Annotated in this window: 18 protein-coding genes and 1 pseudogene; 8 read left to right on the top strand and 11 right to left on the bottom strand. The window is 60.3% G+C overall.

Translation table 11 applies throughout. The annotated features are described in order from the left end of the window. Positions 1–11 precede the first annotated feature (11 nt). The 5 genes from AC13C0_RS04930 to AC13C0_RS04910 are packed head-to-tail and all read left to right on the top strand — an operon-like array spanning position 12 to position 5,402. Positions 12–611, top strand: coding sequence for a UPF0149 family protein (locus tag AC13C0_RS04930; RefSeq protein WP_341580740.1), 600 nt, complete (start codon positions 12–14; stop codon positions 609–611). A 26-nt stretch (positions 612–637) separates the two neighbouring features. Next, complete coding sequence (gene pepP / locus AC13C0_RS04925; RefSeq protein ID WP_341580739.1) at positions 638–1,957, top strand: Xaa-Pro aminopeptidase; 1,320 nt, start codon at positions 638–640, stop codon at positions 1,955–1,957. A gap of 6 nt (positions 1,958–1,963) precedes the next feature. Then, positions 1,964–3,247, top strand: a complete 1,284-nt coding sequence (gene ubiH, locus AC13C0_RS04920) for a 2-octaprenyl-6-methoxyphenyl hydroxylase (protein WP_117618532.1) — start codon at positions 1,964–1,966, stop codon at positions 3,245–3,247. After that, entirely contained in the window at positions 3,240–4,463 is a 1,224-nt protein-coding gene (locus tag AC13C0_RS04915) for an FAD-dependent monooxygenase (protein ID WP_341580738.1), read from the top strand. Before ubiH ends, AC13C0_RS04915 begins: the two co-directional genes overlap by 8 nt. 24 nt (positions 4,464–4,487) lie before the next feature. Beyond that, on the top strand, positions 4,488–5,402 hold the full coding sequence (locus AC13C0_RS04910) for a DUF808 domain-containing protein (protein WP_341580737.1): 915 nt from the start codon (positions 4,488–4,490) through the stop codon (positions 5,400–5,402). 6 nt (positions 5,403–5,408) lie between these two features. On the opposite strand, the gene AC13C0_RS04905 is transcribed toward AC13C0_RS04910, so the two are convergent. The 9 genes and pseudogenes from AC13C0_RS04905 to ubiE all read right to left on the bottom strand — a co-directional run bounded on the left by AC13C0_RS04905 (position 5,409) and on the right by ubiE (position 11,474). Next, positions 5,409–6,128, bottom strand: coding sequence for a 16S rRNA (uracil(1498)-N(3))-methyltransferase (locus AC13C0_RS04905; protein WP_117618529.1), 720 nt, complete (start codon positions 6,126–6,128; stop codon positions 5,409–5,411). Then, positions 6,125–6,910 carry a twin-arginine translocase subunit TatC gene (gene tatC, locus AC13C0_RS04900; protein ID WP_117618528.1) on the bottom strand — a complete coding sequence of 262 codons (786 nt, stop codon included), beginning with the start codon at positions 6,908–6,910 and terminating at the stop codon, positions 6,125–6,127. Before tatC ends, AC13C0_RS04905 begins: the two co-directional genes overlap by 4 nt. 88 nt (positions 6,911–6,998) lie before the next feature. Continuing rightward, positions 6,999–7,281: pseudogene (tatB, locus tag AC13C0_RS04895) on the bottom strand (Sec-independent protein translocase protein TatB); the annotation flags it as partial. An 11-nt stretch (positions 7,282–7,292) separates the two neighbouring features. Then, positions 7,293–7,526, bottom strand: a complete 234-nt coding sequence (gene tatA, locus AC13C0_RS04890; RefSeq protein ID WP_117618526.1) for a twin-arginine translocase TatA/TatE family subunit — start codon at positions 7,524–7,526, stop codon at positions 7,293–7,295. Between the two features lie 89 nt (positions 7,527–7,615). Next, positions 7,616–7,945, bottom strand: a complete 330-nt coding sequence (locus tag AC13C0_RS04885) for a phosphoribosyl-ATP diphosphatase (protein ID WP_117618525.1) — start codon at positions 7,943–7,945, stop codon at positions 7,616–7,618. A 12-nt stretch (positions 7,946–7,957) separates the two neighbouring features. After that, entirely contained in the window at positions 7,958–8,374 is a 417-nt protein-coding gene (hisI, locus tag AC13C0_RS04880; protein WP_117618524.1) for a phosphoribosyl-AMP cyclohydrolase, read from the bottom strand. Between the two features lie 27 nt (positions 8,375–8,401). Continuing rightward, on the bottom strand, positions 8,402–10,045 hold the full coding sequence (gene ubiB / locus AC13C0_RS04875) for a ubiquinone biosynthesis regulatory protein kinase UbiB (protein WP_117618523.1): 1,644 nt from the start codon (positions 10,043–10,045) through the stop codon (positions 8,402–8,404). Then, the gene (locus AC13C0_RS04870; protein WP_117618522.1) at positions 10,042–10,683 is read right to left on the bottom strand and encodes a ubiquinone biosynthesis accessory factor UbiJ; all 642 of its coding nucleotides are present in this window, start codon (positions 10,681–10,683) and stop codon (positions 10,042–10,044) included. The genes ubiB and AC13C0_RS04870 overlap by 4 nt, the downstream gene beginning before the upstream one ends. Beyond that, the gene (ubiE, locus tag AC13C0_RS04865) at positions 10,683–11,474 is read right to left on the bottom strand and encodes a bifunctional demethylmenaquinone methyltransferase/2-methoxy-6-polyprenyl-1,4-benzoquinol methylase UbiE (protein WP_482954026.1); all 792 of its coding nucleotides are present in this window, start codon (positions 11,472–11,474) and stop codon (positions 10,683–10,685) included. The genes AC13C0_RS04870 and ubiE overlap by 1 nt, the downstream gene beginning before the upstream one ends. A 125-nt stretch (positions 11,475–11,599) precedes the next feature. Between ubiE and AC13C0_RS04860 the strand changes: the two genes are divergently transcribed. Beyond that, positions 11,600–11,878, top strand: coding sequence for a polyhydroxyalkanoic acid system family protein (locus AC13C0_RS04860; RefSeq protein WP_117618520.1), 279 nt, complete (start codon positions 11,600–11,602; stop codon positions 11,876–11,878). A 20-nt stretch (positions 11,879–11,898) separates the two neighbouring features. Here AC13C0_RS04860 and AC13C0_RS04855 read toward each other — a convergent pair whose 3' ends face one another. After that, complete coding sequence (locus AC13C0_RS04855; protein WP_117618519.1) at positions 11,899–12,648, bottom strand: DUF8198 family protein; 750 nt, start codon at positions 12,646–12,648, stop codon at positions 11,899–11,901. Positions 12,649–12,739: 91 nt separating this feature from the next. Next, positions 12,740–13,663: an alpha/beta hydrolase gene (locus tag AC13C0_RS04850; RefSeq protein ID WP_117618518.1), complete on the bottom strand. Its 924-nt coding sequence runs from the start codon at positions 13,661–13,663 to the stop codon at positions 12,740–12,742. A 368-nt stretch (positions 13,664–14,031) separates the two neighbouring features. Between AC13C0_RS04850 and AC13C0_RS04845 the strand changes: the two genes are divergently transcribed. Next, positions 14,032–15,477, top strand: coding sequence for a WS/DGAT domain-containing protein (locus AC13C0_RS04845; protein WP_341580735.1), 1,446 nt, complete (start codon positions 14,032–14,034; stop codon positions 15,475–15,477). Between the two features lie 172 nt (positions 15,478–15,649). Continuing rightward, positions 15,650–16,762, top strand: coding sequence for a porin (locus AC13C0_RS04840; protein WP_341580734.1), 1,113 nt, complete (start codon positions 15,650–15,652; stop codon positions 16,760–16,762). The last annotated feature ends 161 nt before the right edge of the window (positions 16,763–16,923 follow it).

Raw genomic sequence — 16,923 nt, 5'->3', positions numbered from 1 at the left:
CCGCCTGTTTCATGTCAGAATCCGACACTTCCGGTGCTGCCCGCGCCGCTGAATTTGAGCGCTGGGCCAATGTCTTTACCGCCCACAAGGCGTTCAGCCATCCCTCCGAATTGCATGGAGCCCTGTGTGGGCGGCTGGCTGCCGGATCCCGTATTGAAGAACTGGACTGGTTGGCGATGGTGTGCGAGCACATGGGGTTGCCCGAGAGCGCTGCCGAGGAGTCCGGCGACCTCGCCCCGTTCATGAATAAGGCCTACGATCAGGCTCTGGGGCTCTTGAAATCGGCCGACATGAGTTTCCATCCTCTATTGCCTGACGATGATTACGCCATTGAGCAGCGCCTTGAGGCCCTGGTCGCCTGGGTGCGGGGATTTCTGGAAGGAATGGCGCTGGCTGCCGGGGAGGCTTTGGGGCAGGCTCCGGACGAGATTCGCGAGCTGATTGAGGATATGGTAGCAATCAGCCAGCTTTCCGACGACGAGGAAGCGGACGATGAAAGCGAGCAACAGCTACTGGAGATTACCGAATACATCCGGCTGGGGGCGCTGGCGGTGTTTACCGAGTTCAATGCCCCGGAAAAGCCGGCGTCTGAATCGCCGACCCTGCACTGAGCAGGCCAACGACTGCAGGAGAGTGTATGACCTCCATGATACCTCTGAAGGAGTTTGCCGAGCGCCGTCGCAAGCTGATGGAGCGGATGGCGCCGGACAGCATTGCCATTATTCCGGCGGCGCCGGAGCGTGTTCGCAACCGGGACGTGCTGCACCCGTTTCGCCAGGACAGCGATTTTCATTACCTGTCCGGTTTTGGTGAGCCAGAGGCGGTACTGGCCCTGATCCCGGGGCGGGAACATGGCGAGTCGGTCCTGTTCTGCAAGGAGCGGCATCCGGAAAAAGAGCTTTGGGACGGTTTTCTGGTGGGCCCGGAGGGGGCCATTGAGCGTTATGGCCTGGACGATGCGTTTCCGGTCTCCGACATTGATGACATCCTGCCGGGCATGATCGAAGGTCGCAGCCGGGTCTACTACCCGCTGGGCAGGGACGATCATTTCGACGCCCGGGTGATGGACTGGGTGAAGGTGATTCGCAGCAAGGTCCGCAGTGGTGCCCACCCGCCCGGTGAGTTTGTGGCTCTGGAGCATCTGCTTCACGACCTGCGGCTTTTCAAAAGCGCCAATGAAATCAAGGTCATGGCCAAGGCCGGCGAGATCAGCGCCGAGGCTCATTGCCGGGCCATGAAGCGGGCCCGAAAAGGCGGCTTCGAATACAACCTGGAAGCCGAACTGATCCACACCTTCATGGAACACGGTGCCCGATCAACGGCTTACCCTTCGATTGTCGGCGGCGGAGCCAACGGCTGCATCCTCCACTACATCGAGAACAGCGCGCCGCTGAAAGAAGGCGACCTGGTGTTGATTGATGCCGGCTGCGAGTACCAGTGCTACGCCTCGGACATTACCCGGACCTTCCCGGTCAGCGGCAAATTCAGCACCGAGCAGCGTGCCTTGTATGAGGTGGTCCTGGCGGCGCAGTACCAGGCCATTGAGGCGGTTTCTCCGGAAAACCACTGGAACCGGCCCCATGAGGCGGCGCTGGAGGTGCTGACCCGGGGCCTGATCGATCTGGGCCTGTTGTCCGGCACGGTGGAAGACGCCATCGCCAACGAAGCCTATAAGCCCTTCTTCATGCACCGCACCGGCCACTGGCTGGGAATGGATGTGCATGATGTGGGGGATTACAAGGTGGGCGATGCCTGGCGCCAGCTGGAGCCCGGGATGGTGCTGACGGTTGAGCCAGGGCTCTACATCGCGCCGGACAATACCAATGTGGATGAGAAGTGGCGGGGCATTGGCATCCGTATTGAAGACGACGTGGTGGTGACCAAGGGCGGTTGCCGGGTTCTGACCGATGCGGCTCCCAAAACCATCGCCGACATTGAAGCCCTGATGGCGGACTGACAACCTGTGACCAAGCCCGATACCGATCTGATCATTGCCGGCGGTGGCCTTGCCGGGGCAACGCTCGCTCTGGCGGTGGCCCGGATGGTGCCCTCGCTGCGGGTGACCGTGGTGGAGGCGTTCCCGCTCTCGCCTGATGCCCTGCCCGAGAGTTACCAGCCCAGTTACGACGCCCGTTCCACGGCACTGGCCTGGGGCTCCCGGCTGATCTTCGAGGAGCTTGGGCTCTGGCACCGGCTGGCAGAACATGCGACGCCGATCCACCACATTCATGTGTCTGACCGGGGCCATTTCGGGGCGACCCGGTTGCACGCCTCCGAGCACGGGCAGGAAGCCCTGGGTTACGTCGCCGATAACCGCTGGATGGGCCTTTGCCTGATGCGGGAGCTGCTGGAAACCAATGTTCAGTGGCAGGCGCCGGCGGAAGTCACGGATATGACGCCAATGCCCGAGGGCGTTCGGGTGCAACTGACCTCTGATGACAACGGCACCCGTGAGCTGACTGCCCGCTGCCTGGTGGTGGCGGATGGCGGACGCTCCGGATTGCGGGAGAAACTCGGCTTCCAGCCCAGTCACCACAGTTATGGCCAGAATGCCCTGATCGCCAACATCTCCACCAGTGATAATCATGGCTTTACTGCCTTTGAGCGATTCACCGATGCGGGCCCCATGGCGCTGTTGCCCCACGGTTCCCCATCCTGCGCCGGCCATCAGTCTGCGCTGGTATGGACTCTGAACGACGAGGCCCTGGCCGAGGTTCTGGAGCTGCCGGATACCGACAAATGCCGGCGGCTGCAGGAACGGTTCGGCTGGCGCCTGGGGCGGTTTACCCGAATCGGCAGCTGCCATCATTACCCGCTGACGCTGACCACGGTGGACGAACCCGTCCGCCCCGGGGTTGCTCTGGTGGGCAATGCGGCCCACGCGCTTCATCCGGTGGCGGGGCAAGGCTTCAATCTCGCCCTGCGGGGCTTGATGACGTTGGTAGAGCAGTTCCGGCTGGCGACAGAGCAGGGCAAATCCATTGGCGACCTGGATGTGCTCAGGCGGTATCAGGCGCGGCATCGGCAGGACTGGCAGCAGACGGTCCGGTTCTCGGATTCACTGGTGCGGGTGTTTGGGCAGTCGATGCCACCGATCACCGCCGCCCGGGATGCGGGGCTGGTGGGTCTTGATCTTCTGCCTGGAGCAAAACGCTGGTTTGCCCGCAAGGCCATGGGGCTGGGCGGACGCCGGGCGGTGATAAGCCGTCCGGGCAGGTTAAACAGGGGCGGGACGCGCCATGAGTGACTCAACAACCTTCGATATCCTGGTGGCCGGTGGTGGCATGATCGGTTCGGCCCTGGCCCTGGGCCTGTCCCGCCAGGGCTGGCATGTGGGCCTGGTTGAGGGGGCTGAGCATAAAACACTGGTTCAGGCGCCTGGTCCGGCCGAAACCGTGGCGGATTTTGAGCCCCGGGTCAGTGCCATTTCGGTTGCCAGCCAGCAACTGCTGGAGCAACTCGGGGTGTGGTCCGGCATTACCGCCGGCCGCCATTGCCCATACCAGAGCATGACCGTCTGGGATGGTGATGGAACCGGGCGTATAGAGTTCGAGGCGGCGGAACTCCAGGCTCGGGCCCTGGGAACTATCATCGAGAACCGGAGCATTGTGCGGGCTCTGTTCGAAGCCCTGGAAGAAAGCCCGGTTGAGCTGATTGAAGGCGCGATCATGACCGGCTGCCGGCGTGGGTCCGACGACTTGACGGTTGAACTGGAGGATGGCCGTGCGCTGGCTGCCCATCTGGTGGTGGGCTGCGACGGCGCCAACTCCCGCTTGCGTCAGTGGCTGGGCCTGCCAACCCGGGAATGGGACTACGATCAGCAGGCTATTGTATGCACGGTGCGCACCAGCCAGAGCCACCGGTTTACTGCCTGGCAGCGGTTTTCACTGACCGGGCCACTGGCGTTCCTGCCCCTGCTGACCGAATCCGGAGATGAGCATTTCTGTTCCATTGTCTGGTCCCAGGACACCGAGGAGGCCCGTCGGCTGATGGCGCTTGGCGACGCTGATTTCACGGCTGAGCTTGAGCGGGCCATTGAGCGGGAGCTGGGGGCGGTTGAAGCGGTTTCCCGCCGGTTTGCCTTTCCGCTTCGCCAGCGCCACGCCAAGAACTACATTGCCCCCGGTTTCGCCCTGGTGGGGGACGCCGCCCACACCATTCACCCGCTGGCCGGGCAGGGTGCCAACCTGGGTTATGGTGATGTCCGCGCCCTGCTGGACGAGCTGTCACGGGCCCGGAAGGCCGGTCTGAACCCGGCCAACGAGCTGGTTCTGGAGCGCTATCAGCGCCGCCGGAAAGGTGAAAATCTCACCATGATGGCCACGATGGAAGTATTCAGGCTGCTGTTTGGTCGCGACGAACTGCCGGTGCGCTGGTTACGGAACACCGGCATGCGCTGGCTCAATCAGTTGGGGCCGGTCAAGAACCGGATTGCCGCCGAGGCCATGGGCCTAAATGCCTGAAACGCATCAACAAAGGAATGTTTAATGGCAGGAAGCAGTTTACTCGTACTGATCGATGACATCGCCTCCGTGCTGGACGATGTTGCCCTGATGACCAAAGCCGCAACGAAAAAAACGGCGGGTGTTCTGGGTGACGATCTGGCACTCAACGCCCAGCAGGTGACTGGGGTAAAACCGGCCCGGGAACTGCCGGTGGTGTGGGCCGTGGCCTGGGGCTCGATGATCAACAAGGCGATACTGGTGCCGGCGGCCCTGGCGATCAGCTTCTTCATGCCCTGGCTGGTCACGCCCCTGCTGATGCTTGGGGGTGCGTTCCTGTGTTTTGAGGGCTTCGAGAAACTGGTGCACAAGTTCCTGCACCGGGAGGAGGATCAGAAGCGCAAGAAGGAACTGCATGAGGCCCTGAAGAGCCCTGAGGCGGACCTTCGCGCGGTCGAGAAGGACAAAATCAAGGGCGCCATCCGGACCGATTTCATTCTCTCCGCCGAGATTATTGCCATCACTTTGGGCACCGTAACCACCCAGACTATTGGTATGCAGTTCATGGTTCTGGCGGTGGTCGCCATCATGATCACCGTCGCCGTTTATGGCCTGGTGGCAGGTATCGTCAAGCTGGACGACGGAGGACTGTACCTCAGCCAGACAGGCAACCCGATCTTACAGCGGCTGGGTGAGGGGATACTGTGGCTGGCGCCGTATCTGATGAAAACGCTGTCGGTGCTCGGCACTCTGGCCATGTTCCTGGTCGGCGGCGGTATTCTCATCCATGGCTTTTCGCCGGTTTACGATGCCATTCATCGCTTTGCCGAGGGTTTTGGCGGCATGGCCGGGGCACTGATTCCCACCGCTGCCAACGGCCTGTTCGGTGTTCTGGCCGGGGCGGTTCTGGTGGCGCTGATTACTCCGCTGGCCCGGTGGTGGCAGGCACGGTCAGCCTGACCGGCCTCACCTGCAGGCGTCAAACAGTCGGCTGACCAGAACCGTTACAGCGGTTTCCACGCGCAGAATCCGGGGGCCAAGATGGATGCCCTGGCACCCGGCCTCTTCCAGTCTGCCGACTTCATAAGTGGTAAAGCCACCCTCCGGGCCAACGCACAGGGCAGTTGGCTGGTTCAGGTGAACCGGACAGGGCGTGCTGGTTCCGGGGTGAGCCACCAGAGCCTGCCTGCCTTCCAGCAGAGCCGGCAATTCATCTTCCACGAAGGGCTTGAACAGCTTGCGGATCTGCACCCGGGGCATGCGGGTGTCTTTTGCCTGTTCCAGCCCCAGGGTGAGGTTTTCCCTCACCTGTGCTTCAGACAGCCATGGGGTTTGCCAGAAACTTTTTTCCACTTTATAGCTGTTGATCAGCCAGATGTCCTTTACGCCCAGGGTGGCGCAGGTTTGCAGGATCCGCCGGAACATCTTTGGCCGGGGCATGGCCAGGATCAGCGTGAGAGGAAGGGGAGCGGGCGGCGTATGATCCAGTGTCACCCGGAGTTCTGTTTCGGTATCCGTGAGTCTCAGAACCTCGCCGGTCCCCATGTTGCCATCAGCCCGGCCAACGGGCACCGAGTCACCGGCAGCCACCTTGATAACGGACTGCAAATGGGCGAGGCGGCGTCCTCGCAGGATCACCCGGTCAGGGCCGACGAAGTCTTCGTCGAACAGTAACGCCAGGTTCATTCGCTGGCAGGCTCGTCGGTATCCGGTTCCGCCATTTCCCGTTTTGCCAACCGGCCGAACAGGATCCCGATCTCGAACAGGATCCACATGGGCACGGCCAGCAGAGTCTGGGAGATGATATCCGGCGGGGTCAGCAGCATGCCGATGATGAAGCAGCCGACCACGACATAGGGGCGTTTGGCCGCCAAGTCCGCCGGTGTGGTGGCCCCGGTCAGAATCAGCAGGACGGTGGCGATGGGAATCTCGAAGGCCACACCGAAGGCGAAGAACATTTTCAGGACAAAATTCAGGTAGCTGCTGATGTCGGGCAGTTCAACAATGCCTTCCGGGCCGATGGCGGTGAAGAAACCGAACACCAGGGGGAACACCACGTAATAGGCGAAAGCGGCACCCAGGTAAAACAACAGCACCGAGGTAAACAGCAGCGGAAAGGCCAGCCGCTTCTCATGGGCATAAAGCCCCGGGGCTACAAAGCTCCAGAGCTGGTAGAGAATAATGGGGATGGCGGCAAACACCGACAGTACAAGCGCCAGCTTCAGGGGCGCGAAGAAGGGCGAGGTGACGTCGGTTGCGATCATGGTCTGGCCGACCGGCAGCAGCGAACGGATGGGTTCGGACAACCACAGATACAGTTCGTTGGCGAACGGGTAGATCGCTGCAAAGCAGATAACCACCGCCAGAACCATTTTCAGCAGGCGATTGCGAAGTTCCAGCAAGTGCTCAATCAGAGGCATTTCCTGGTGTTCCGGAGGCATCTGATTGCCGTCTGGCTTTGCATTCATGAACGTTTATCCGGCGGACTTTGCGGGGTTTCTGGTTGATCGGTGGTGTTTTCGGCGGCGGCGCTCCCGGGCGTTTTGGTTTCGTTCCCGGGCAGGATCATGTGCTCGTATTTTTTGGCTTCATCCAGGGCGCCGCGCACGGTTTTCTGAACGTCGTCCAGGCCAACATCCCCCGCCTTGCGAAGTTCTTCACGGAGTTCGTCAGCTTTTAGCTGCCGGTCCAGTTCCGAGGTGAACTGGCTGACCATGCGCCGGGCACCACCCACCCAGCGCCCGGCAGCGCGGGCAGCTGAGGGCAGCCGTTCGGGGCCAAGCACCAACAGCGCAATGACGCCGCTGACCAGTAGCTCAAGAAAGCCGATATCGAACATTCAGCCAGGTCTCAGCTGTGGGATTTGTCCCGGGGCTTATCTTCAGCCGCCGGTTGCGGCTGCTCTTCGGTCTTGCCTTCCAGGGAGTCCGGATTCTCGGTCTTGGAGTCCTCGTCGCTCATGGACTTCTTGAAGCCGCGAATGGCGCCACCCAGGTCGCTGCCGATGTTGCGCAGTTTCTTGGTTCCGAACAACAGAATGACAATGCCGAGTACGATAAGTAATTGCCAGATGCTGATACCCATTACGGGGTCCTCGTTTTAATGTTTCTGTTCCGTGACATTGTACGTTACCAGAACCGGTTCGCGGAAATCCCCGTTAGGGGTACTCCCGGTCACTTGTTCCGTGACGCTTTTTCTTCGAGCCCTGACAGGTCGAACCGGCTGGCCAGCTCGTCCAGAATATCCTTTGGGCCGAGTCCGAAGCCGGACAGCATCACCAGGCTATGGAACCACAGGTCTGCGGTTTCATAGACCACATCCCGGGTTTCACCGGTGTGTTCTGCGTCCTTGGCCGCCAACAGGGTTTCCGTGCACTCCTCTCCCACCTTTTCCAGGATCTTGTTCAGACCCTTGGCATGGAGGCTGGCAACGTAGGAGGTTTCCGGGTCCGCTTCCTTTCGGGCTTCCAGAACCCTGGCCAGGTTTTCCAGTACATCACTCACTGTCCGTGCTCCTCAGTTGCTGCCGTAAATGGCGTCCGGGTCTTTGATCACCGGGTCAACGCTGACCCATTGACCCTCTTTCAGGGACCGGTAAAAGCAGCTTCGCCTTCCGGTATGGCAGGCGATACCACCTTTTTGTTCCACTTTCAGCAGGATGACATCCTCGTCGCAGTCCAGCCGGATGTCCCGGATCACCTGTTCATGGCCGGACGTTTCGCCCTTACGCCAGAGTTGGCCCCGGGAACGGGACCAATAAATCGCATGGCCCTCCTCGGCGGTCAGCCTGAGGGATTCCCGGTTCATCCAGGCCATCATCAGGATGTCGCCGGTTTCAGCGTCCTGGGCAATGGCCGGCACCAGGCCGTCCGGTGTCCAGCGGACGGTGTCCAGCCAGTCAGGGGTCTCGACGTTATCGGAGTAATCTTGCATTTTTGTGAATCCTGAAATCTTTATCGGTTATCGGCCGCCCCGGAGCACCAGCCCGCCGGCAATGGCGAACAGTGCCCAACCCCAGGCGGGCAGCGCTTCAACCCACTGCCGGGACTCGGGTTGGGTGCCGGCCAGTGCTCCGGCAACCAGTAATGCGGCCACAGCGGTTCTGCGCCAGCGCCGCTCGGTACGGACCTGCTGTTCCCGGAGCAGTTCCAGTGTAGCCCGATTCTGCTGCTCTGTGGGGCCGGCATGTCGCAGTTGCAGCAGCGCGTCGTGCACCAGTTGAGGCATTTCCGGCGACTGCTCGAGCCAGGACGGCAAGTGTGATTGCAATGACTTGATCAGTCCGGACGGGCCAATGCGCCTGCGCATCCAGGCTTCCAGGAACGGTTGGGCCGTGCTCCAGAGGTCCAGCTCCGGATAGAGCTGGCGGCCCAGGCCTTCGACGTTCAGCAGGGTTTTCTGCAGCAGTACCAGTTGGGGCTGCACTTCCATGTTGAACCGCCTGGCGGTCTGGAACAGGCGCAGCAGGAAGTGACCGAACGAAATGTCTTTCAGGGGCTTCTCGAAGATGGGCTCGCAAACGGTACGAATGGCAGCCTCGAACTCGTTAACCCGGGTGTCCGGTGGTACCCAGCCGGACTGAATGTGCAGTTGCGCCACCTGGCGGTAGTCCCGGCGGAAAAAGGCCAGCAGGTTGCGGGCCAGGTAGCTCTGGTCATCCGGCGCCAGGGTGCCGACAATGCCGAAATCGATGGCAATATAGCGGGGGTCGGCCGGATTGGAGACATCCACAAAGATGTTGCCGGGGTGCATGTCGGCGTGGAAAAAGCTGTCCCGGAACACCTGGGTAAAAAAGATCTCGACCCCTCTCTCTGCCAGGACTTTCATATCCGCACCGGCCGCCTTGAGGGCGGCGGTATCGGCGATGGGAATGCCGTGAACGCGTTCCATCACCAGCACGGTTTTACGGGTGTAGTCCCAGTCAATGAAAGGGATGTAAATAAGCGGGGAATTTTCGAAATTCCGACGCAACTGGCTGGCATTGGCGGCTTCCCGCTGCAGGTCCAGCTCATCGTGGATGGTGGAGTCGTAGTCTTCCACCACCTCCACCGGGTGCAGGCGTTTGCCTTCGGACCAGTATTTTTCCAGTAGCCCGGCCATCAGGTACATCAGGGCCAGATCCTGGCGGATGACCTTTTCGATGCCGGGGCGCAATACCTTGACCACGACCTTCTGGCCGTTGCGCAGCGTCGCGGCGTGTACCTGGGCGACCGAGGCCGAGGCCATCGGATCCGGGCTGAATTCGGCAAACAGGTCTGCTACCGGGGCGCCCAGGGAAGTTTCGATGATGCCCCGGGCAACGTCACTGGGAAAGGGCGGAACCCGATCCTGGAGGGTTTTCAGGGACTCGGCCATGTCATCCGGCAGCAGGTCTCGTCGTGTGGAGAGTATCTGGCCAAACTTGACGAATACCGGCCCCAGCTCCTCCAGTGCCAGCCGCAGGCGGTCGCCGCGATCAAGCTTGGGTTGGGGGAACAAGTGCCACGGAGCCAGCAGGAAAAACACCTTCAGAGGCGCCGGCAGCTCGGAAAGGGGCAGGAACGTGTCCAGCCGGTAACGGCAGAATACCCAGGCAATTCGGAACAGGCGTTGCAGGCGGGTCACAGGTTCTCCGGTTCGTCAGTCTTGCCGTGGTTTTCAATCAGGGTCAGCCGGGCCTCCAGCCGCTCCGTGCGCAGGCTGAGTTCATCGATATCCGCAAACGTGGCTTCCAGTTCCCGTCGCCCCGGCAGGCTGCGGCTTTCCTCGTGCACATATTCTTCGATGCTGGCATTGAGGGAATGAAACGCCTGCCGGCTCCAGCGCAGGGCTCCGCGAATGCGCTGGCCGAGAAAATGGGCGGGGACATCGCCGATGTGGCGGGCCATGGCGGCTTCCCAATCCGGCTCAAGCTGGTTCAGGGCGCGCTGTAGCTGGTGGGCCAGCGCGGTGTCGCCGGTCACCTGAAGGCGGCCATCGGCGAAGACGCGGTCGTCGCCGGTTGCCAGGGCGGCAAAGGCGATGGGTTTGCCGGTTATCTCCAGGGCCGGCTGTTCCACCGGCTGGCTGCCAACCCGGACCCGCTTACCGGCCCGGTCCAGGGTATAAGTGAAGGTAATCGGATCGGTGATGTTGAGCTGTACCGGCCCTGCCAATGCCTCCATCAGTGCCTGATGTCCGGCCGGATCCAGCTCCAGTGCCCGGTTCAGGGCACTTTCCAGAATGGCGGTAACGGCAGAAAGGACGGTGGGGCCGGGAAACATCAGGGCTTGATTCCCACATGCAGGGCGACAATGCCGCCGGTCATGTTGTAGTACTTGCAGTTCACCAGGCCGGCATTTTCCATCATGCCTTTCAGCGTTTCCTGATCCGGATGCATGCGGATGGATTCCGCCAGGTATTTGTAGCTTTCGCTGTCACCGGCGATCAGTTGGCCCATCAGCGGCAGTGCGGAGAACGAGTAGGTATCGTAAGCCTTGCTCAATAGCGGATTGGTGGGCTTGGAAAACTCCAGAACCATCAGCTTGCCGCCCGGCTTGAGAGCCCGGGTCATGTCCCGAAGCGCCTGATCCTTGTCGGTGACGTTACGCAGCCCGAAGGCGATGGACACCGCGTTGAAGTTGTTGTCCGGGAACGGCAGGTGCTCGGCATCCGCCTGGACATACTCGATGTTGCCGGCGTATCCCCGGTCCGTCAGCCGGCTACGCCCGACCTGCAGCATGGAGGCGTTGATGTCGGCCAGCACAACCTTCCCGGAGGGGCCCACCAGATCCGAGAATTTCATGGTCAGATCGCCGGTGCCGCCGGCGATGTCCAGTACCTGGTGGCCCGGTCGCACGCCGGAAAGCTCAATGGTGAAGCGTTTCCAGAGACGGTGGATACCCATGGACATCAGATCGTTCATGAGGTCGTACTTGCCCGCCACGCTGTGGAATACTTCTGCCACCTGGCTCGCCTTCTGGCTCTTGGGCACGTTGCGGAAGCCGAAGTGGGTAACGTCGTTCTGGCCGTTGCTGTTTCCGGCCTGGCGGGGTGGCGTTTGCTGCTCGCTCATGGGAGGTGTCCTGTCAGAATCTGAACCCCGTATTCTAACCGTTGACGGGGTTGCTACAAGGGTGGCGGTGAGTTTAATCGCACCCTAAACTGTAAATCCGTCCAAAGTTAAGAGAAAACTGATTCATGTCTGTTATTGACGTACACCGCCCGCACGCCCTGGATAAAGAACACGCAAGGCAGGCTGCCGAAGCCCTGGCGCAGGATCTGTCCAGCCAGTTCGACGTACATTACCAGTGGGAGGGCGACCATCTGAAATTCAAGCGCAGTGGCGTCAAGGGGCACCTGAACATCACCCCAACGGATCTGCATATCCATCTGGAGTTGGGCATGATGCTGCGGCCTTTCAAGTCGCGCATTGAGCAGGAAATTCATTCCCAGCTGGACCAGATCATCAAGGCCTGAGGGGACACTGGCTGAGGCTTTTACAGGTCGCCCGGCAGACTGAAAGGCTCGGGGTGACCAGCTAAGATGTTGCGCATCACCTGCTGCTCCCGGGTGACCAGCCGGTCGATCAGTAAATTTACATCATTCATCTTCCGGAACGCCGAGTAGCCACGGTGCAGAAAGCTGTGCAGATCGGTGAGATCGGCCATTTCCGCCGGGCCGCGGCTCATGGACAGCAGCCAGCCCAGAGTGCGGTTGCGGACATAACGGTCAAGTTGCTGGCCGACGTCCGCCACCAGGGTAATCTGCTTTTTCCTTTGATCCAGCCGTTCGCTGGCCCGGTAGGCGGTGCAATAGTACTCGATGGTTAGCGAATCGGTGGGTATACCTTGTCGATGGAAGAGCTCTGCCAGCTCCAGGTCCAGCTGCTGGGTGATCAGGTTCAGCTCGACCAGGCCGGCAAAGGTGTCCAGAAGGTTATCCGGCAACCACTTCACCATCTTGGGGAACACCCGGTCGATGTTGTCATCCCGGCGGGTCATCCTGGCCGGCGCGTAAAGATCGGTCAGCAGAAACTCCAGGCCGTGGTGGTAACCGGGGTGCTGGTAGAGATCGAGGTGGGTCGCTTTCAGGCGCTCTGCCTGCCAGTCGGCCACCCGGAAGCTATTTTCCAGCAACGGATGTGCCGCTTTCAACTGCCGGAAATCGTGATAGTCCAGCAACAGCTGCTGCAGCTGGCGAGCGCTTTCAGAGCGGGTTTCGGTCGCGACAAGACGCTCACGGTACATGGGGGTTGGCTCCACTAAACCTGATGATAAAGGAGGAAGTGGCGTAGTTTAGCGGAGCTGCTGAGGTCTTGCAGTAAGGTCGGGCAGGGCGCTACCCCTGGGCGGCCGCCGGCAGTGTTTCAAAACCGGGTACCCATTCCTTGCTGTCGAGCGTAATGAAATGGCTCGGAGCTTCGGTTTCCACGATTCTCATGGTGGTCGGGCTCTGGCGGGCACTGGCCAACATGGAGGAGCGATCGAGAATGCGGTCCACCGCCGGAATCAGGAAGGTGCCGTGGCGGACGTGGTTATAGATGCTGGTGTCGGTGCGCGCCATCCAATCCATGATGTTCTCGATATTGCGAACGATGGTCAGATGGTCTTTGGTGGCCGAGAACAGCTTGCTCAGCAGTTGCTTCTTCCGCGGGTTCATCTTGCCGAAGAAGGTCTGGCCGTAGGTCGAGGAAGGCGCGTTGTTGATCAGGCGGATCAGCCAGGGCCACATGCCGTGGCTGACGGGTTCCAGAAGGGTGGTAACCAGAGCATGAAGTTTGCCCTGGGGCAATACCGGCGCTTCCAGTACCACCTCCATATCTTCAAAAAGCTCCGGCCATTGTTTGATGGCCTCCAGAATCACCGCGCCGCCCCGTGAATGGCCGTGCACCCGAATATTCCCGGTGGTGGGCAGGTTGGACAGGGCCTGGTTCAGAATGCAGGCATCGTACTCAATGGTGCCTTCCAGATGCCTGATCGGCACCTCCCAGTCCGGGGCTTCCGGGGTAATGCCGTTGACCGGGATATGGTAGTTGCTGCAGGTCAGCAAAATCAGTTCGGTGGTGGGCGCTTCGTAGGCCTGGGTGAAGTAGCAGTGGTTTTCCAGAAAACCGTGCACGCCGACAACCGTCTGTTCTGCCTTGCCGCTGTGGTTGCGAACGGAAACAGCGCCTTTGCCAACGCGGTAGACCTGCCCCGAAAACATTTCCGAGTAGGCGCTTTCAATCGGTTTTATCAGCTTGCGAACATGGCTCGCTTTCATAACTGCTCTCCCCCCAGCACTGCAACGGCCTGTTATTGGAATTTGAGTGTGCTGGTAACCCTTTTGTACCCTGATTTGTACCCCGATCGGACCCGTGAGTTATTGGCGCTGGGTACCAGTTTTACGGTCTCCCAGAGCCAACCGATGACTGATTCGGGTGTTTAATAACCATTGCATTAAGGCTTATAACCAGTATAGGGCTGAATAGTTACTCACGTGTAATTTTTTGTAACGGCGTGAACCATTGCCTTCTCTGGAGCCTGTGGGGCTTGTCTGGCACAATGCGGGGTTCGGTTTTTATGTAGCCTCTGATTCAGGAGTGAATCAGAGGCTACATACCTTCACCATTCTTCCGGGGACGTTCGGGTTTGAGTCACGAGCAATCGCACCTTCTGCTACCTGCGGATTCGGCTTGGCTGGCCCTGGAGCGCCCGGAAAACCCCATGACCATCACCGTGATGGTGCGGGTTGATGGCCTCACGGCGCCACGCTTCCGGGAATTTCTCAGGGTTTACTGGATGGCCTGGGAGCGTTTCCGGTATCTGCCGGTCAAGCGCTCACCGGCCTGGTGGTGGGAGCCGGACCCGATGTTTGATGTGCGGCATCACCTTGATGTGGTGGTGGACCGCTTTACGCCGGAGACTCTCCGGGAATGGGTATCGGCCCGGCTGAATCAGCCGCTGCCCATGTACCGCCCGCGCTGGAAATTCTGGCTGGCCCCGAATGCCGAGGGCGGCGCCGTGCTGTTGCTGCGCATTCACCATTGCTATGCCGATGGTCTGTCCCTGTTGGGTATCTTTGATCGTCTGTGTCCGCCATCGCCTCAGCAGCATCCTGCTATTTACGGCGCGGCAGAAACCGCCGAATTGGCACGCTGGACATCGGCGGCAAAGGCCTGGTTGGGACAGTTGATGGCAACAGAACCGTCTTCGGAGCAGCCCGGTAGCGGTCCAGGGCCGGATGATGCCAGTGGGAATCAATGGCAGGACGCAGGCCGATTGCTGGAGCGGGTAGCCCGGAAGAGTCTGAATCTGGTGCACGAATTTTCGGAATTCCTGGTGGAGCCGGAAGATACGGTGACGGATCTCAGGCGGCCGCTGCTGGGGCGTCGGCACTGCCGCTGGTCTGATCCGGTACCGCTGGACCGTTTTCGCGCTATTGCCAGAGCCACCAATGTCACCATTAATGACGTGTTGCTCAGCTGCGTGGCAGCGGCGGTCCGGACCCGTCTGGGTATTGAAGGTGAAGATCTGGACGAGGCGATTCTCCATGCCGCGGTACCGGTCGATATCCGCAGCCGGCTACCGGAACAACTGCAGCCGGCGCCCGGCGCGCTGGGCAATTGTTTCGGCACCGTGTTCGTACCCTTGCCGGTGGATGGCGAAAGCCCATTGGAGCGCCTCTACCGCATCAAACACGAAACCCGCCGGCTAAAAAAGAGCTGGCAACCCGGTATTGCCTGGGGGCTGGCGGCCAGTGCCACGGTTATTCCGGAACCCTGGCGGCAGCCGGTTGCCGATGTGTTCTACCGCAAGGCCAGTGCGGTGGTTTCCAACGTGCCCGGTACCGCGGAGGCCCGTTACATTGCCGGCTGCCGGATAACCGAGCAGATGTTCTGGGTACCCCAGGCCGGAAATATTGGCCTGGGCATCAGCATTGTCAGCTACGCCGGGCAGGTGCAGTTTGGCGTGGTTGCCGACGAGGCCGTGATGGCGGATCCCGAGGATTTCCTGAACGATTGCCTGCAGGAGTTGGCACAGTTTCCCGGTGGCCTCTCCGGCGGCTTTTCTGACGGTTTTTCCGACAAGTACTAATCCCAAAGTTTCATTTCAGATGCCTCCCAAATGAGCAGAAAACCTGCTCCCTGGGCGCATTCCCCCCCTCTCCCGCATAACCGACCATGGAATTCAGGCGACAGACCATGCCTGGAGTGTCCGGATAACCCGGAACTCCGATCCCAGATTTCCAAAAACAACCGGGGGAACTATGAAAAACAACAACGTCAGAAAATCAGGGTTAGCCATTGCCATGGCAGCGGCCATGGGTGCCAGTGCCGGCGTCAATGCCGCCGTTGAACTGTACAACCAGGACGGCAACAGCTTTTCCGTTGACGGCTACTTCAATGCTTTCTACGTAAACCGTGACGACAAACTGAACGATGTCCGCGATTCACGCGTCAAGATGGGCTTTCTGCCCAACACCATCGGCTTCAACTTCAGCAAGGACATGGGGGATCTGACCCTCGGCGGACGGTCTTCGTTCTGGACCACCATCAATGACAGCCTGGGCGCAGATGCTGGCACCGCGACAGATACGCAGATTGATGTGCGGCAGTTCTACGCTACCGTAGACGGCGACTTCGGCCAGGTGCTGATCGGCAAGGATTTTGGCCTGTACGCCCGTTCCAATATTTTCCTGGACGAGATCCTGATGGGAGTCGGGTCGCCGGGCCTGGAGGGCGGTGTTTCCTTCGGCAACATTCGCTCCGGCTATCCGTATCCGACACCCTCCGCCCAGATTACCTATCGCTCGCCGGATATGAGTGGCTTCAAGGTGGCAGCCGGTGTCCTGGATCCGGCAGATACGGTGACCGGGGCCAATGACGAGAACTCAGCGCCCCGTTTTGAGTCCGAAGTCACCTACAACGCCAACCTCCAGGACATAGCCCTGGCGGGCTGGGTGAACGGCCGTTACCAGTCGGCTGAAAACGGCGCTACCACCGTTGACAGCACCGGTCTTGGCTACGGCCTGAAGGCATCGGTTGCGGGTCTCACCCTGGCAGCCTCCGGCTTCACTTCCAAAGGTGACAACCCGGTCCTGATCGGTAATGGCGCCGTGACCGAAGACGATGCTGATGGCTTCCTGGTTCAGGGCTCTTACGCATTCGGAGCCAACCGTGTTGTCCTGTCGTATGGCGAGACGGATGCGGAAATCCTGAACCTGGAAACGGAAAGCACAACCCTCGGTTTCTTCCATGACGTCAACAGCAACTTCAAGCTGGTTGCCGAGTACAACAGGTACGAAGACAACAACCGCAGCACGGGTGTAACAACCACTGAGGCGGACACCATCGCCCTCGGCGCCATCGTCATGTTTTAAGGAGCCGCCGGCCCCCGGGGATGGCAGGAGAACCTTCCCAGCAGCGGGTTGCCTAAGACTAAAGTGCCGGTTTGCCCCCGCGGAAACCGGCAGCGCCACCAGGCATTGATTCAGGAGGTAATTTAATCAATGACTTACGAACATTTTGGCGCGCCCATTAA

This window comes from Marinobacter sp. B-21, from assembly GCF_056857895.1.
Note: the sequence above shows the minus strand (reverse complement) of the source record. Positions and strands in the feature narration are given on the sequence as shown.

Coding starts and splice junctions, on each gene's coding strand:
- AC13C0_RS04910 (WP_341580737.1), top strand. CDS start 4,488: ATGGCAGGAAGCAGTTTACTCGTACTGATCGATGACATCGCCTCCGTG.
- AC13C0_RS04930 (WP_341580740.1), top strand. CDS start 12: ATGTCAGAATCCGACACTTCCGGTGCTGCCCGCGCCGCTGAATTTGAG.
- AC13C0_RS04860 (WP_117618520.1), top strand. CDS start 11,600: ATGTCTGTTATTGACGTACACCGCCCGCACGCCCTGGATAAAGAACAC.
- AC13C0_RS04915 (WP_341580738.1), top strand. CDS start 3,240: ATGAGTGACTCAACAACCTTCGATATCCTGGTGGCCGGTGGTGGCATG.
- tatA (WP_117618526.1), bottom strand. CDS start 7,526: ATGGGTATCAGCATCTGGCAATTACTTATCGTACTCGGCATTGTCATT.
- pepP (WP_341580739.1), top strand. CDS start 638: ATGACCTCCATGATACCTCTGAAGGAGTTTGCCGAGCGCCGTCGCAAG.
- tatC (WP_117618528.1), bottom strand. CDS start 6,910: ATGAATGCAAAGCCAGACGGCAATCAGATGCCTCCGGAACACCAGGAA.
- AC13C0_RS04870 (WP_117618522.1), bottom strand. CDS start 10,683: ATGTTTCCCGGCCCCACCGTCCTTTCTGCCGTTACCGCCATTCTGGAA.
- ubiE (WP_482954026.1), bottom strand. CDS start 11,474: ATGAGCGAGCAGCAAACGCCACCCCGCCAGGCCGGAAACAGCAACGGC.
- AC13C0_RS04840 (WP_341580734.1), top strand. CDS start 15,650: ATGAAAAACAACAACGTCAGAAAATCAGGGTTAGCCATTGCCATGGCA.
- AC13C0_RS04905 (WP_117618529.1), bottom strand. CDS start 6,128: ATGAACCTGGCGTTACTGTTCGACGAAGACTTCGTCGGCCCTGACCGG.
- AC13C0_RS04850 (WP_117618518.1), bottom strand. CDS start 13,663: ATGAAAGCGAGCCATGTTCGCAAGCTGATAAAACCGATTGAAAGCGCC.
- hisI (WP_117618524.1), bottom strand. CDS start 8,374: ATGCAAGATTACTCCGATAACGTCGAGACCCCTGACTGGCTGGACACC.
- AC13C0_RS04855 (WP_117618519.1), bottom strand. CDS start 12,648: ATGTACCGTGAGCGTCTTGTCGCGACCGAAACCCGCTCTGAAAGCGCT.